Source organism: Pseudomonas sp. NPDC096950 (genome assembly GCF_044762525.1).
Lineage (GTDB): Bacteria > Pseudomonadota > Gammaproteobacteria > Pseudomonadales > Pseudomonadaceae > Aquipseudomonas.
The window spans coordinates 167,574-184,642 of sequence record NZ_JBIWEL010000005.1 but is presented as its reverse complement, the minus strand read 5'-3'; the positions used below and the strand labels follow the sequence as shown (position 1 = coordinate 184,642).

Annotated in this window: 8 protein-coding genes; 6 read left to right on the top strand and 2 right to left on the bottom strand. The window is 48.5% G+C overall.

Going from position 1 to position 17,069, the window contains the following annotated elements; genetic code table 11:
- Nucleotides 1–7 precede the first annotated feature (7 nt).
- Nucleotides 8–3,163: a hypothetical protein gene (locus ACIQY3_RS11705; protein WP_403019481.1), complete on the top strand. Its 3,156-nt coding sequence runs from the start codon at nucleotides 8–10 to the stop codon at nucleotides 3,161–3,163.
- Nucleotides 3,164–3,182: 19 nt separating this feature from the next.
- Nucleotides 3,183–3,503: a hypothetical protein gene (locus ACIQY3_RS11700; protein WP_403019480.1), complete on the top strand. Its 321-nt coding sequence runs from the start codon at nucleotides 3,183–3,185 to the stop codon at nucleotides 3,501–3,503.
- A 316-nt stretch (nucleotides 3,504–3,819) separates the two neighbouring features.
- Here ACIQY3_RS11700 and ACIQY3_RS11695 read toward each other — a convergent pair whose 3' ends face one another.
- Nucleotides 3,820–4,650, bottom strand: a complete 831-nt coding sequence (locus ACIQY3_RS11695) for a hypothetical protein (RefSeq protein WP_403019478.1) — start codon at nucleotides 4,648–4,650, stop codon at nucleotides 3,820–3,822.
- 4 nt (nucleotides 4,651–4,654) lie between these two features.
- Nucleotides 4,655–5,554: a hypothetical protein gene (locus tag ACIQY3_RS11690; protein ID WP_403019476.1), complete on the bottom strand. Its 900-nt coding sequence runs from the start codon at nucleotides 5,552–5,554 to the stop codon at nucleotides 4,655–4,657.
- A gap of 77 nt (nucleotides 5,555–5,631) precedes the next feature.
- Between ACIQY3_RS11690 and ACIQY3_RS11685 the strand changes: the two genes are divergently transcribed.
- The 4 genes from ACIQY3_RS11685 (at nucleotide 5,632) to ACIQY3_RS11670 (ending at nucleotide 17,045) form a co-directional block, all read left to right on the top strand.
- Nucleotides 5,632–6,222 (top strand): hypothetical protein, encoded by a 591-nt coding sequence (locus ACIQY3_RS11685; protein WP_403019475.1) that lies wholly within the window; start codon nucleotides 5,632–5,634, stop codon nucleotides 6,220–6,222.
- A 64-nt stretch (nucleotides 6,223–6,286) separates the two neighbouring features.
- Complete coding sequence (locus ACIQY3_RS11680) at nucleotides 6,287–7,855, top strand: YqaJ viral recombinase family protein (RefSeq protein WP_403019474.1); 1,569 nt, start codon at nucleotides 6,287–6,289, stop codon at nucleotides 7,853–7,855.
- 10 nt (nucleotides 7,856–7,865) lie between these two features.
- A complete protein-coding gene (locus tag ACIQY3_RS11675; RefSeq protein WP_403019472.1) occupies nucleotides 7,866–9,194 on the top strand; it encodes a hypothetical protein in 1,329 nt (442 codons plus the stop codon).
- Between the two features lie 45 nt (nucleotides 9,195–9,239).
- On the top strand, nucleotides 9,240–17,045 hold the full coding sequence (locus ACIQY3_RS11670; RefSeq protein ID WP_403019471.1) for an N-6 DNA methylase: 7,806 nt from the start codon (nucleotides 9,240–9,242) through the stop codon (nucleotides 17,043–17,045).
- Nucleotides 17,046–17,069 lie beyond the last annotated feature (24 nt).

Below are 17,069 nucleotides of genomic sequence, written 5' to 3'. Positions count from 1 at the left end.
GAAATCTATGAATTATGGTATTGCCGACAAAGTTGCTGATTTTGTTGATGAGCTAAACCAAGGTCTACGGGCATGGACTAAAAAAGACTATCGACAATATTTTACGATCAGTTGCGCTCATAATTCGAAATCGTTGGCGGGTTGGAACGGGTCATTGGTATCCGTTATTCGCGTCGACGGATATATGGGGCAATTCATCCCTGATAAATATATTGAATTGCGCAACGCTTGGGTTGAAAAGTTTTTTCAAAACCGCGCAAAGCAGAATAATAATACGGGGCATGACCTATTCTGGTCTTATGAGTTTGAACCTGAAGGCAATGCCAAGTTCACTCGTACAGCGCGGGACGCCATGGATCGGAGCTGTCGTCAGCGCGGCATCGACATCTCTGATATTCTGAAAGAAGAGGTTGATCTTTATGGCCGAATTTCTGCAAAAGAATCACAATTTATTATTGTCGTTACCCACCTTGATGCAATAGAGAAAAGCAGTCACAAGCGCGCTCGGGCGAACCAAAGTGCCAGGATGAAAGATACCGCTAAGGGAGGCGGTGCTTTAACCATGAATCTCGGTCTTCGTGATTTGGAGACTGTACACGAGCAATACGTAAACTCACTCGTCATGTTTATGACTGGTGAGAATGCCCTTCGCGGATATGCGTTGAAAAGGTTGTCGTCACATGAAGCGCTTGCAGCGTTTAGGGAAGCATTTATTCCCGCGATAACGGCAGATGATTGGAAGCCTAGGCTTACCCTGCGTGATTGCACTTTCCGCACTACTGAAGAAGTACCTGTTTCCGTCCAGAATAGCGAGCAGCTTGTCAAAGACGGTAAGGGTGATCTGACATTCATGCTTCCACCGAGACTGTCTGACCAGATGTGTCCCGACGGTGCTGTTGAGGATCTAGGCCGGTTTGTCGTTGCCTCAGACAGGATCTATGCACCTATTTTTATTAGTGAACTCGCTGGGGAGCCGGAACCCCTGGAGCAGCTGCTCGTCACTGCATATAGCCGCAAAATGCCTATTCGTATCGTTTATTCCTTGCAAGGCAACAGCAAGCAAGCGAATTATTGGAACCGTTTGATGGCTCAAACCTTCCGTTGGCTGAGCGCCAGTAACAAGATGATCACCAGATCATCCAATGCGATGGATCGGTATATCCGGAACGGTGGATCTGTCATTGGCTATTCGATGGCCGTTACAACGTGGGCAAAAGCCGAATCGATTCAAAATGCGGACACCACGCTCTATAAAATGGATCAAATCCGTCAAAGAGCCAACGATTTGGAAACCATGCTCCAGCAATGGGGGGGGGCGCAGACAACTTCAGTGTTTGGATGTGGTGTTGAAGCATTGCTGAGTGCTACTCCAGGCTACCGGATGCCCACCGCCGCGCCTCTCGCACCATATCCTGATTTTGAAGCGGTAAAACAACTTCCAATTATGAGGCCGGCTCGGCTGTGGGAGCCTGACAACGCGGTTTGGTTTCGTACTGAACACGGTTCCCTGATGCCTTATGAACCATTTAGTAACATTCAAACTGTCCTGTTGGCAGTCATTATGGGGGGGATGGGCTTTGGTAAGTCTAACCTGATCTCTGAGCTCTTATTCAGCTTAGGTTTCCGTTCGACTAACTCGGAACTCCCGTATCTCAGAGGAATCGATTTCGGTGCTTCCTCAAGCGGCATCGTCGACATTGTCAGAGAAAGCCTTCCTGAAGGACAGAAGCACAAAGCAGTTTTTGAGAGTTTCACCAACGATGGCTCGATGCAAAAAAACATGTTGGATACACGACCAGGCTGTCGTTATCCAACAGACGACCACCGTCGATTTCTGGTTAGTTTCTATTTAACCATTATTGATGATTTGATCAGCAAAGCAGGCGGTGTGTCTGGCCTTAATGCGTTCATTGAAGACCTGATTGATTTCACATTTAATGAGCTTGACGACAGACACTCAAGAAATGCTAAAAAATATACCCGTAACTATGGCGATCCTAAGATTCACGCGCGTCTCGACCGAATTGGTGCTTATGAAGGCATCGACCAACATACGACGTGGTGGGAAATTGTTGATTTGCTAAACAAACACGCTTTCGCGACAAACGATCCAGAAGTTTATTATGAAGCAATTCTAGCTCAGCGCCACGCTGTGCCACTGCTTGAGGATCTCATCAGGTACTGTGATGAAGTCGACAAGCGAAACAAGGATGCTCCAAAAATCGGTGATCTATCGATGGGTCGAGCAATAGGCAACTCGTTAAAAAATGCCAACAGGCAATTTGTATTCATGAACTCCGTGACTAAAACGGATGTAAGTCAGTCTCGCGTCTGCATTTATGACATGTCTTCTGTTATGCAACGTGGTGAAACGCCGACGGATCAGTGGACTAACTCGGTTTACTTTATGGCGGCGTTTCGTTTACTTACTGAAGACCTCTTTGTCCGCCGTGACGAGACGGGCGGCGAATTATTGCGTCGGCAAAAGGAAATGGGCCTCTCCGATGAAATGCTGCATTGGCATTACAATCAACTAGATGCGCAAGATCAGTGTATTAAATGTTTTGTCGGTGACGAGATACACCGAACCGGTAGTGTTAAGGGTTGCTTTGACACTCTCAGTGGCATGGGTGCGGAGGGCCGCAAATACCGTGTAGGCATGATCCTTGGGTCTCAGATTCCTAAGCATTTCCCTCCCCAGCTCATCACTCTGTCCACAAGTGCTTTCATACTTGGTTCCAACCAGGACATGGCTTTTGCCAATGATTGTCAAAAATTGTTTTCACTTTCGGATGCTGAACGAGATATTCTTGTATCGATAACCAAGCCCAACGCCGAAAAGGGTTCTGAGCTATTTGCGATACACAAGACCGAATCCAAGGTTCAGCGTGTCAAGCTCAATTTGAACCTCGGAGGCTTGAAGCTATGGGCCTACGCAACGGAGCCGGTTGACCGGAGTCTTCGTAGGATCATGTACGCTCGCGCCCCTTCAACGTCTTGGGCACGAACTGCGTTGGCTTCCAGGTATCCAGGGAGTGTGAAGGAGGAGGTTAGTCGGCGTACGCGTGCTAACAGCCGGGGTTCGGGGGGCCGCCAGGTCATCACTGAGTCTGAGATAGTTGAGCAAATTGCATCTGAGCTTCTCTCAGGCGCAACTTTTTAGGGTGATCGGAGTCAAAAGGATGTTAGTAGCTGAATATATGGTTGGAAGCCGCCGCCTTGATGAAAGCAAGGAAGAAGTAATTTGCCTTGTCGTCAGTGGTGATGGACTGCCTGCTGATTGTCAGATTGGACGCTCAGAGATCCGTCGTCGTCTGAATCGGCAGGACTTAATTTTGGAATTCATTGAGAACGGTGTGCCGGTCGAATGGTTAGAGCTACCAGGCCTTCCATCGAGCGTTGTCGAGATCCTCAATACTGGCGTTGTCCTGCCAGTGGTTGATGCAAGCACTGACAACGTAGTCTACTGTGAGTTGCAAGGCCTTAAGGCCGCCCATGGGTGATTGGGTAGGAGCTATTGTGGACGCTAAACAATTGATTCAATCCTGCGACGTGTTCGAGCGATGCGGCCCGAAGGCTGCATCTGTGATTCGCGTGACAGCAGGCAGTAACTTTGACATCGTCAAGCAGCAGACTACATGGCCCAAAGAAATTTTGAGCAAGGTAGTCCGTGATAGCCGTGTTGACTTGGAAGGAATCTCAGATACCTCTCGGCAACATCTTCAAGCTATTCTCGGTGGGCTATCTCAAATGGCTAATCCGACACCTCGGCCTGTAAAAGGCCCTCGAAATTAAAAAAAACGCCTTCGGGCGTTTTTTTTATTGAGAAACTATCAGGAAGCCACCGGTTCTGAATGGGAGTTCGAACCGATCACCTTTGAGGGCATCCTTTCGAATTACTCCCTCCGTATCCTTTGGTTGGTTCCAGCGAACCCGCTTTGTTGGCCAGTGCCCAATAGGCACGAAGAATGGTAGGCAGGCTTGTATCTGTTTTCTCTGAGTAAAGGTATCTGATTTCCAAACCAAGTTTGCCCTTATGTGTGGGCTTGTCGGTTCGTGCCACGACAGCTGTCTATCACTAGGGTAACGAGAGATCTGCTCGGCAACATCATCCCCTACACCTTCCAGTAGAGAGATGGCCTGCGCAATGGTCATCCGCTCAATTGAATCTATGCCTTGGGCAACCGTGAAACCGATGCTTTGCGGTTGGTCTTCAATCAAGTTGATTTTACGCCAGGCCATCAAAGGGTGCAGCCGGGGTAGACCTGCGCGAATATAAGCTGTTCGGAGTTCGTGAGCCTTTGCGCCAAGTCCATAACAGCGATTGACCGCTTCACGCATCGCCTGCTTCGCTCGATTGAATCGATGAAGGGTATGCCAAGCTTGTGGAGATATCTCCACTACGCCTGGGTACCTCGTGACCTGACCATCTTTTCGCTGATCATCGCAGTTCAGGTCTCCTAGCGCATCCTTGACGTAGGCGGAGGGGTCGTCAGCTGTTACGACATCATTGGATTGCACATCGAAAAAGATAGATTTGCCCAATGAGCCAGCGTGATCCATGGTGACTTCTACTGCACGGAGGCTAGCAACAAATTCAGCCAGCGCGGGGGATAATTCATAGTCGATTTCAAATGCGCTGACTGCCATTGTCCTATTCCGTCAATTTTTTTCTGAGCAGAGGTTTGGCCGTAGGGCTACGAGAGGTCACACCAGAGTCCTTTGCTAAAGGCCTTTTTTTGGAAGTGGAGTCGACTCTGGTTTTTGCAAGGTGCCTTTTCCATCCACCTTTTTTCCATACGCTTTCAGGTGGTTGAACCAGTCGGCTCTCTGCTTCAACTTCGACAAGATGTTTTATAGAGAACCAGTTGCTCGGATCTGCGGTGATGATCCGGTCAATCATGTAGATCAGGTTTCTAACTGTTTGTGAGGCTTTATCCAAGCCTTCTTTTTGAAGTCTGAAATACTGAGACTGTTCGCATCCAAGCAATGGCCCAAGGTGCGGGGCTTTGAATGTTGGGTCGATCGTTCGAATTTTGGCGGCAAGCTCGGCCAGTTCAGGTGGCCGGTGAAGTGGGATGCACTCAGTATAGACCCCGCAAATTCGCACCAATATGGACAGGGAAGCGGTAAGCTCCTTTTCACCATTTTTGGCCTTGTTGTAGAGCCCAGTAGAATTTACACCCAGAACCGAAACAAGTTCGGCCGGGGCCAGGCGCAGGCACTTTTGGAGTACCTTGAGGTCATTGCCATGTAGCAAGGATGGGGTTAAGAAGGAAGCGAACTCAGGTGAAGTGCGCTCTTTTAAACCCGTATTCGCATCATTTTCACCATGGATTATGCTTTTCACGCCTTCAAGCTTCGCCCAAAGCGTGGGATTATTGTGTTCGGTCGCGAACCCCTGAAGGTCTGCGAGCAAGGTGCGCAATTCGTGCTCGCTTTCGGCAAAGCCTCGCTTCGTAGTTGGTTTTCTAACATTTGCGCCCGACATTTCAGGGGGTTTTGCTGCATTTTGCTTGGCGCCGTCCACATCATCTGGCAAATTGCTATTCATTTTTCGGCTCAAGAGATTTGTGAGTCTGGATTTTCTACTATATTAATACATCAAATAGATGTTGTGAAGGAAACGCTGTGTCCAAGGTCAGATTGGAAACCGTCCTCTACTACAGTGGTGGACAGGATCGTCGCCCGATTGAGAAGGAGATCCCCCTTGTTGGGCTGGATGGCCTATTTCGCAACGTGAGCTTTCCCACCAAGGGCCCGACCTTCCTCTATGGGAATAACAATCCTGCCACGGCCTACCTTCTCAAGAAGGCCGTGCAATTGAAGCTGTGTGCGGCCCTTGTTGAAGTTGACGTCGATATTGGAAAGTGGCATCGACACAAGACTGATTTGACGGATAACCCAGAATCGGGGCTTCAGTTCACAAACTTCCTTTCCATCATGCGTGCGAAGAAAGATCTGATTGAGCTGATTTCTAAGGTATGGGTGCAGAATATCGATCCCAGCGAGGATACCGAGTGGCCGCGAGGGCCGACGGTCAAACCGTTCTTGCTCGATAAGCTCGTTGAATACCCTGAATTCGAAGGGCTCGCGGTAATCGCGTACCCGGTGTTGACGCACGAGGTGGGGGTCATTCAATGCGCTACGGTTTTCAATACCGATAACATCCAAAGCTATGATGGCGGGTATTTGTTGCAGGAGACCGACATTACGCTCTAGAATTTAGAAATGGGGGGAAACCCCTTTTCTTTTATGCACATACACTACGGTATAATATAATTATATGGAAGTGTTGGATCTCCTCAGACGCCTTCCCCAAGCCTCTCAGCTTTCTGAGGAGGCTCAAAAGCGTTGGCTTGCCCATATTTGTAAATTTCAATCTGACAGGGCTGTCTGGCATGCGGAGAGGTTGAAAGGGCTAGGCGGGTCTGAGATCGGCGCAGTTCTTCGTCATTTTTTAGATCTGGATGAAACAGGTTTCAGTGACGCTCAGGAGGTCGTTGAGTCCAAGCTAATGCTCCGCATGCCACTCCGGGATAATCCCCATCTAAAGCGGGGGAGGGTGCTTGAGTCGTTGGCCCGGTTGGCTTTTCTTTTAAAATATCAGAGCAAAGTCGATCTCCCTGCTCTCAACGCGCTTAATAGTGCACCTAAACGCCGAGGCTATGAGTGGCTGCAAGGGAATCCTGACGATATCGTGATTCTTCCCAATGGGATGAGAGCGCTGCCTGATTACAAGGTTCCTGGCTCGTTCGATACCGATATTGCTTACGATTACAAAGCCCAACTCCACCACTATGATCTCATCGCCAAATCTGCCGGTGTTGAGATTGACCAACTCATTCTGGCTAAGCTTGACCTGGCTCCAGAAATAGCGGCCTCCCTAGTTCACAAAATAGAGCAGGGGAAAATGCTACCGCACGAACTGCGGGAGCTTGCTGCGGTGATCGCGAAGGCTGATGTCCCTGGCATGCGTGTCGTCGGCATTGTGGTGCCTAAGGATAGGGATATGCAGGTAGACATCATTGAGTGCGGGAAGCATATATGGAATGACTACGTACTGAAAGGGCGCATTCCAGAAATCAGAACCCCTAAGACTGAGATTTTACCTCTACCTGAATCTGAGCAACTACGTTTTGCCCGCTATCAGCAGCAGTATGCTTTGGCTAAAGCTGGCGAGAAACAACTTAAGGCAATCGCCGTAGCTAGTGAAGAGGCGATGAAGGAGTTGGTCACGCAATTCGATGTGACAGATTATCGTCTCCCACTTAGTTGGGTAAAGTTGAGTCAAGAAACCGAATACAATCCTGATTTACTTGTTCAGGAGGCGTTGTCTCGCGGCGCAAACGAATCTGACATCCGTTCAGAAACATCCGAATATGATCAAGCTGCTTTGGTAGAGGAAATTCGCAAACTCAATGGTGATGTGAATTCCGCTCACCTTTTCAAGACACCAAAGGTGGACGTTAAAAAAGCCGAGGCATTTCTAACTGCATTAGAAGTGCCACTAGATAAGTTTAAAGTTAGAAATGTGAAAGTCGCGCTAAGCAGGACGAATGTAGACAAAGAAAAAATCGCTGCTTTGGGTGGGGAGTTTAGCTCCCGTTTCAAGGTATGGCTAAATGATGTACAGGGAATCGGGAGGGACCCTGAAACTCTGGATGAAAAAAATGAGTTCGAATTGAAGCCAGATTCTGCATATACAGCAGAAGCATTCAAAATAAGTCTCGATGAGCTTACTCTGATCGATGATCTGAACGATATTGGTAGCTATGTTCCGGAAATTAGTGCTGGGGAAATAGTACAGGAACAAAATCGGCGCAGCGTAAATGTACGCGGGCCTTCACGGTGAGGACATGCTAATGGGCAGTCAAACAGCAGATGAACTAATCTCTAAATTTGAACAAGACTTAAAGAACAGCACACAGAAATCCTCTGCCAAATATTTTCTTATGTCTGTCGAGTCGGTTAAGGAAGCCACCGGAAAAATCAACCAACTTCTTGTAACCGGGGTGCGTACTGATAATCGCCAGCGCGTAGCCGTTGTCACGTCGAAGCCAGATAATGGCCAATATCTACCAGAAGTCGGTGGACTGATGCGTGCGGACAAGGTTACTCCGTTGCAGTCGGCAGACCTCGGCGTACCACGCTACACGGCGCAATATTTCCATGCATATGGGCAATCTGATAGATGTTTGCATGCAGTGGTGCAGTGCCGCCCCCCATATCAGGACGGTGAGGGGAAATGGAACGCCAACGTGTTAGTCCTCGATCATGAAGGGCCGTCGGTGCATATCAAAACAGTCGAAGAGTTCGACAAATTTGCTCTCGCGCTGATCAGGCCTTGGGCCTGGAAGACTCCAGGTAAATGCACGCACGACGTGATGGGCAATCCACTGTGGGATAAAGAAGGCGCGCGGGGCATATCCCCAACGGTACATATCAAGATCATGGGCGGCGAAAAGGTTCTTGCCCAGATCTATGGGAGAGCGTGCGTGAGCCAACCCGACGGTACAACACGGCTACCTACAGCTACGGAATCAAGAGAATTGCTTGAGAAAAGCGCCGCCTTCCAAAAGGTGCGAGCGCTCTTTGATCATGAAGCAGTTCAGACACTCGGGATGGTTCTGGTGCCAGGGATCAGCATAGGGGTGGGCAGAGCAAGTATAGCTCAAGGCCAAGAAAGGTACCTTCGCTACCCAGATGGATGGGATTGGACTCATGAGGCTGAAGGTGATGCACAGGCTAAGATCAGCAGGGGTTTTAGAAGTGGCATGATTCACATCAAAAGGTCGCCCACCGGCCAGTGGGGCGTGGTCGATGCGAATCCTTCTGCTGAGAATCGCATATCCCCATGGGGCCCCAAAAGTACCGTTGAGGCGGAGTTTGAGCGTGAGAGCCCACTGTCCAAGCAAGCTCAATCACAGGAACAAGCAATTCAACGATCACCTCCAAACCAGATACCTGTTCAGAAAAAGACAAATGAGAACTCAAGCGACTCACGGGTTCATGTTGCCGAGTCTCCATCCTTTGTCAGTGGACTTGGAGAAGATCTTGTCCATACCGGTGAAACCACCGCGCCAGCCCCAGTGGCAACAGATGTAACACCAAAAGACTCTCTGGAAGACATATTTGCGGACGCAGAACAACTCTCGCTCAAGCGTCGCGGCATACCGCAATTCAAAATGTAACTAGGGATTAGTCTGTGCTGGTGCACAGTGCTCGCAGAGGTAGTCATGAATAAAGCTTGGCTGGATATGAGCCCTTACGGCCTACAGTTATTTCTCGCTAGGGGCAAAAACCCTAGTGATCATTTTATCGCACTGACGGGTGATGGAATTGAAGAGCATAGAAGTACAATTGCGAGTCTAGAGTTTAAACATGACTCAAGGCCGCAATTTAACAAGCCAGGCGGTAAGCGCTTTTGGATATGCCCAGCAAGTAGCATTACTCTGGGTACAATTAAGGGCGCGTTCCCTCTGGCTGAAGTTAGAGAAATGCCAGTTGAAGTTATTTTTCCAGCATCTCAGCCCAAAACTGTTAATAGCTTAAATTCAAATCCAAATAGCGTTGTTTCTACTGCAATTCAACCCGCTACGCCATCTATCATATCAGATCAGGCGTTAAGCGGTATTAACCCCTCTGTCAGCCAAAAACTGAGTGCGCAGTATTTGTCTGAATCATCGACGCGGTTAAAAACAGTAGAGGATCTGATTGCCTCAGGTCTAAAAGCAGCGATAACCTTTGATGAGTTTCTTGGCCGATATTTTGACCTAGCGGGTTCGAATCGACGCGAGACCCCATATTACTCTAACGGACGAATAGATCTAGACCTCGCCTTCGATGATCTGTTGGCCTTTGGGTACCAGGTGGACGGTCAACCCGACTTCGAATTGCTTTGGAATAAAGTGCAGAATAGGGCGACACAAACGCTGTTGTCGCAACAAGCCGGCGACGCTCCTCAGAAAACCACTGAAAAATCACCTACTGAAGAAGAGGTGAAAACAGAGGTAGCGCCTCAGAACGTTAAGTGGTTTGGCTCAAAGGAAAAAGCAGATGCCTTTATTGCAAAGAAAAAACTTATTGCCACACATGAAGTTGTATTTGACGGTCGATCTCGCTGGGAGATTCAGTTACTTAAGGAACAACCAGTAAACGCTACCGACACACCAGTTGTTAGTCAGGAAGTTCACGTAGAACTTCTTGTCATTGAAACGATGAGCTTTGGCCAAAACGCGGCGCGGCAGCTTTTTGCGGATATTGTTAAAAGTAACAAATTAAAGCCATCTGAACAAATTGAAATTAAACACAAGTTTCAATTTGCTTTGAGGGAAGCTTTAACGAATCGTGAAACCTCCATTCTAGATTCAGAGCCGGCCGAGCTGTTGGAACCTTGGCAAATTCCGCTATCTGATTTCACTAGAAATCCTGATGCAAACCCATACTTTGCCAAGTCCTACGAGCAAGATGGTCAGGTTAGATATCTTGAAGACGTTCACGCGTTTCATCAGGATTCTGTATTCCAGGCTTTGGTTGATGGCAAACCTGTCCCCTCAATAGTCACCCATGACTATTCGTCGGCAATCATTTCGGTTTCATCCGAGCAGGCTTTCACAAATGTGATTGGCGCAGGTTTGCGTGCGCGTGTGGAAGAGCTGACTGGGAATGCGAGAACTGTTTGGATCGCAGAAACGCCAGATGAATGGATGGCGTCAGAGATGTCAGACGTTGCAACTGGTGAAATCATCGGACTGGGACGAGCTTCCAAGACTGAGCCGGGTAGTAAAGCTCGGCTGGTCTCTCAGCTCATCAAAGAGCGTCAGTATTTCAAGCCACTGGTGGAGCGTGAAGAGCCCTTTATTGATACAGATACTGTGGCTCCTCATGAGACGATTGCAGGCACCTATGACTTCCCAGAAGCTCAAGGTTGGCCAGATTCGCGAATTGATCACTTCAAAAGCGTACTGACTGAAGCAGCGCTACCCGTTGAGATCCCTTCTGGCTGGATAGTTATGAACTGTACAAGGCCTCTGCTTGGACAGGTATTCATAGACAAGGGCCCATATCTGACTGGCCGGTATTATGTCGGTCTTGACCCAGAAGATCCCGCTACGGATGGCTACATTCAAAAAAATTACGAACTTGATGCTTCTGTGGTTCTGGTCGCTAGCCTGGAGACACAGGTTCAGCTTGCCTTGGTCAACAACGCACACAAACAGCGTTACCTCGCCTTAGACTTCGAAACCCGTGTTAGCGCTCTATCGCCACTGATCAACGCTTTCAAAGGTAAGCTAGTCGGCAAAATCAAAGCCCTTGCTGGCGGCGTCAAATTGCCTTCTGAAACGGTGAAGGCTCCGTTAGATGCAGACCAGAACGTGGTCGAAAAGATCGATTCACCAAGCCTGCCATCCAGTCTGGTGATCCAAACCCAGACAACGCCACAAAATCAGACAGTATTTGCTGGAGAAATTTCTAATGTCGATGACCACGCTGGAACAACAACTGGGCCTACCAGTGGACGTTCTGATGCTCACGGAGCTCCAACCAATGGGGTATTGGGCGTCAACCTGCCATCAGTTGATGCTGAACCTTTGCCCGGCGCATCTGGCCAAGCTAAACCGGGAAGGTCAACTGACAACCTATCTACAAAATCAGCAACGCCAGTTGAAGGTGGAGGCGCATCAGTTGAGAAAGAACTGGAAGGAGAAAAACCCTCTAACCCCGGATCACGTGACGGTTTACATGGCCAGAACCACTTGGGAGAACGCCTCGAAGCAGTACGCACGAGAGGTGTTGCTCGAAGAAATGTGCAAGAGCTACAAACTCTTGGCGAGCGAAGCTCAGAATTAGAGCAACCACAGTCAGGGGTCAGAGCTTGGACGGGGCTAACCCCAAGTGACTTGGCTTACACGACGGGCGAGAACCTTAATACATCTGCACACGTGATGACTGCCATTAAAACGCTTCTGAGGCAGGAGGCAGGTGAGCCCCTTACAAAGGCCGAGAGATCTACCTTAGCTGCATTCCGAGGCTGGGGTGGGGTGGCAGGAGCCCTAAGAACGGACAATAAGCAAGCTTACGATAATCGGTTAGGAAGAGATGTCGCGAAGCTGCTTGGCATTTCCCCGGAATCCTTCAACCAGTTGGTGCTCAATAACCGCCTGGAAAGTTACTACACACCCGGCAGTTATGGCTCTGCCATTTGGCAGTCCCTCAAGCACCTTGGGGTTCGTTCTGATGCGCGTGTACTCGACGCTGGTTGCGGAGGTGCGGTGTTTTTTGCGAGCGCACCAGCCGATTTTCAGCGTGACGCGACAATGGTAGGGATTGAGTGCGATCCAATTGCAACCAGGTTCGCCCGTGCAATAGCACCAGAAGCCAAGATCATCGAAAACAGGTTCGAAAATGTCGTCCTTGCGAAGAACACTTTTGATTGTGTGGTCGGTAACGTCCCGTTCGGGGAAACCAAGATTTACGACAAGGACTCAGGCGAATCGTTACACATTCATGACTTTTTCATCCTGAAGAGTCTGAAGCATCTGAAGGTCGGCGGGATCATGTCTGTGATTACGTCGTCAGGGACAATGGATAAGCAAGATCCATCAATCCGTAAGCTAATCATGGAAAGTGCCAACCTTGTGGCCGCCTACAGGTTGCCAGTTCAGGCATTCGCTGATCAGAAGGCTTCTGTTACCACTGATATTTTGATATTCCAGAAGCGGCCAAATGGAACGCGGCCCGATTACGACTTTACTCAAACAACCGATGTTGTGTTATTCACTGCGGATAATGAGGACAGCAAGCCAATCAGCATTAATCGTTATTTTGTCGAGAACCCTGCGAACGTTCTCGGCAAAGGTGAGTTGGTCGGCAGTGCTTATGGGTTGAAATACTCCGTACAGTTGGATCTCGCATCTCTCATGTCAGAGGTAGGCACTGAGTACAGTCGTTATCACGAGAACAATCAGGCTATTAAGCACGCGACTATCGCAAGCGCAATTGAGCATCGTATCCAAAGTCTTCCTCAGGATCTGGTCAATCGCACTGAGTGGCCACGTGATGATGGCTTCAACTTTACGAGCGCTGACGCGGCCGTAGTGAATCCTAATACGTTTTTGCTGCCACAATATGATGGTTTGATTGGTGACTATACCTTCAATGACGGCCAGCTAATCGAAGTCATTGACATACTCCCTGTGTTTGATGATGAAGGCTTGCTAGTTTCTCAGTCATTCGTCGCTCAGCCATTGAGTTACTTGAAGCCAGTCGATCAAGGCGTAATCAGTGATTACATTCCTCTACGCAATGAAACCAGAAGGCTAGTTTCTTGCCAGTTGGATGGGGACGACGAGGAATTAATTCTTCAGCAAGCAGTTGTTCGTGAGATGTATGAGCAGTTCGTATCGAAGTATGGGCCTATAAACTCAAGTGCCGTATCAAGAATCATTGAAGATGATAGTGGCAGCGCTGAAGTTTGTGCTCTAGAGGTCTGGAATGAAAAAGATAGCGTAGTCGCCCAGTTGGCTGACATTTTCAAAAAGCGCGTTATCAATCCAGCCAAAGAAAACCAATTTGCAGATACTGCGAGCGATGCATTAGCGTTGTGTATTGATCAGAGAGGGCGAATTGACTTCGAGTTCATGCAGTCAATTAGTAGCTTTTCTAACGCACAGCTGATTGATGAGCTTGTTGGTAAAGATATTTATAAAAACCCTGAAAGCGAAGAGTATGAACTCAGAACTCAATATCTTTCCGGAAACGTAATTAAGAAACTGCGAATCGCTGAGCAAATTGCAATCGTCGACCAAGAGTATGTTGCTAACGTTAACGCTTTGACAGAAGCTTTGCCTGACAAGATTCCGTTTGAAGAGATCACGATCAGGTTAGGCGCTGGTTGGATACCCGCTGATGACGTACTTAGATTTACCACCGAACTCTTCAAGTGCTCAGAACTTGGAGAAAAGGATTTCCGAGTCCGTCATATTCCAAGTGCGAGTCTGTGGACAGTCGAGGTTTCGGATGCGTTTAAGAAAAACAACGTGCAAGCGCGTACTACGTTGTATGGCCACAAAGCGGCAAGCTATGAAAGTTTATTAGAAAAACTCTTAAACGGTGCCCGACCAACACATAAGCATGATGTTGATGGGCGTTCGGTTGTTGATGAAGAGGCAACATTGCTGTCTAGCGAGTTGCAAAAGAAAATTAACGAGGAATTTCATAGGTGGATTGGCGGGGACAAAGAGCGCCGAGTTATTTATACAGAGCTTTATAACGAAGCGAATAACATATTTGTTGTTCCTAAGCCTGACGGTTCTCGTTTGACCTTCCCTGGTATGTCCTCCGCATGGAGCCCCATGGAGCACCAAAGCGGTGCGGTAGCAATAGCCATGATGGGCTATAACTTTTTGGCGGCACATCCAGTTGGATCTGGAAAGACCTTTGAAGAGGTTGCTATTGCGATCAAGCTTAAGCAGTTGGGGATAGTGGCTAAGCCGGCGATTGCCGTTCCTAACCATATGCTTGGCCAGATTTCGCGAGAAGCTAAACATATGTTTCCGGCAGCTAAAATATTGATGATCACTCAGGATGATCTTCGCGGAAAGAGTAGGAAACGATTTCTGTCTGTGGCGCGCAATAACGACTGGGACTTGGTTGTTATGACTCATAGCATGTTAAACCAAATTTCAGCGCCACGGGATATTGTGGAAGGTCATTACACATCTCAGATTGCAGAAGTGAACACCCTCATTGAAAACAGCGATTCCCAACGTGTGGCTCGACAGCTAGTAGCAAAACGCAAGTCGTTGGAAAACAAATTGTTTAATCTTAAAGCCGATCTAGACTCAGAAGACAGATCTGGGGCGAGGGTTTACATTAATGAACTTGGAATTGATTTATTAAACGTCGATGAGTGGCACCTTTACAAAAACCTTGAACTCAATAGCAGCATGAACGTGCTAGGAGTTACAACCTCAGGTTCCCAACGAGCGACCAATCTTGAACAGCTCGGTTTGTATTTGCAGCGTCATTGGGGTAAGCCATTTGGGTTAAATGGTTTCACTGGCACTGTGATCTCTAACACGATGTGTGAACTTTATGTTCACAATAAAATGCTGAGGCCCGACCTACTGGAACAGATGGATATTTACAGCTTTGACGACTGGGCATCACGATTTGGAGAGATCGTAACAAGTCTAGAAGCGCTTCCAGAGGGTGGTGGCTACAAGGTGAGCGAACGATTTGCGAAGTTCGTAAATTTGCCTGAAATGCTTTCATTGTTTCGCTCTTTCACGGATGTTAGAAGTAAGGCAGAGTTGAATTTGCCCACGCCTGAGCTCAGGACTGAAGTAATTAGCGTGCCTCAGACCCTTTGGCAAAAGGCACATATGAAGCATTTAGCGAATCGGGCGATTGCTGTACGAAATAGACGTGTATCTCCGGCAGAGGACAATCTCCTTAAAATTGCAACTGACGGTAGGAAAGCATCTGTAGACATGCGTTTGTGCGAGTCAGATCTGCCTGATGATTGTTCCTTGAAACTGGAAACTGCGGCCAAGAATATTCATATGCTTTGGGAACGCTACTCTGAGCAGAAAGCGACGCAACTTGTTTTCCTTGATCTCGGAACACCAGGCAAGGACAAAGAGTTTGTTGCATATGACGCCATGGCAAAGGTCTTGTTTGAGAACGGTGTCCCGGTGCATGAGGTTGCATTTATTCACGACTTCAAAACTGCTGAGGCTAAGGAGGATGCATTTGAAAGATTTCGCGCTGGACAACTACGCGTGTTGTTTGGCTCAACTGAGAAGATGGGTGTTGGTACCAACGTTCAGAACCGCTTGATTGCGGCACACCATGTTGACACTGGCTGGAATCCTGCTTCTACCGAGCAGCGTAATGGCCGTTTGGATCGTCGAGGAAACGAATTGTTCGACGAGGTGTTCGAGTATCGTTACACCACAACAGATTCGTTCGATTTGTTTATGTGGGAGACCAACAAGCGTAAAGCCGACTTCATCAACCAAGCGCTAGCAGATCCAAAGCATGCCGGCCGTGAGGTGTCAGAAGAGATGGATCTGGGTTATGCAGAGGTATTGGCGGTCACAACAGGCAATCCTTTGATACGCGAGAAGGTGATGATCGATGACACCGTAGTCAAGTTGCAGAGGCAGCAACGTTCCTGGTCATCTGAAAAAAGCCGCATCGACGAGGCGCTGAGCAAATGTGAACGAAGCCTGGCTTGGGAAACTCGGCAGTTGAACGAACTTGTAGCAGCCTCCGATTGCTTGCCGAAAACCGGATTCAAGCCTGTTGAGGTGCAAGGGGTGATCAAAGACATGCAGGATGGTGACACGTCCTGGTTGTACGCTAAGGAGGTTGGTTTGGCGCTGAAATCCAGGCTTCCCTTCCTTGAAGCTAGGCTCATGAGTTCAATGGAAAGAACCGTTCCACTTAATGTTTCAATCGGCGCGGTTGAGCTTCATTTGAGGCTGGATCGATCAGATGGTGTCAGTTTTGCAATCCACCCGATGACAGGCGGCGAGCTACTCGCCATCGCAGAGAGAAAGCTCAGCCTGCACATCTCCCCAGATCCTGTTTTCTTGGGCCGCTCAATCAGAGATCTCTACTCACTTCGTGAGTACCACATGGACAAATCCTTGAGCAATGTTCAGCGCTTAGACGCCGAGGTGAAGCGTTTGGTTGGTGGCGCTGTGAGATCTGATCGTTGGGGCGGCGAGGAAGAGCTCACTGCTGCACTTGCAAGGCAGTATGAGTTGAACCGACATTTCTCGTCCCAGGTGGCAAACCTAGAATCAACTGATGATCCCTACCTTGAAATGTTGGAAGTCTATCGCAGCCAAATGATGGCCGAGCCTGAGGAGAGTGCTTTTCTTTCGTCGACAACCGTAATCGAGGCGGGTGCTCACAAAGCAGGTTTGGTCGAATGCAACCCTGCTGACTTTAATCTCCTTCCGAATAACTATTCAGAAGCGGAGTCATATTCAGCTGAAAAGCGGTATTCTCGGTTGACTCCTCGGTGAATCTCCGCTAAGCATCATCGACCG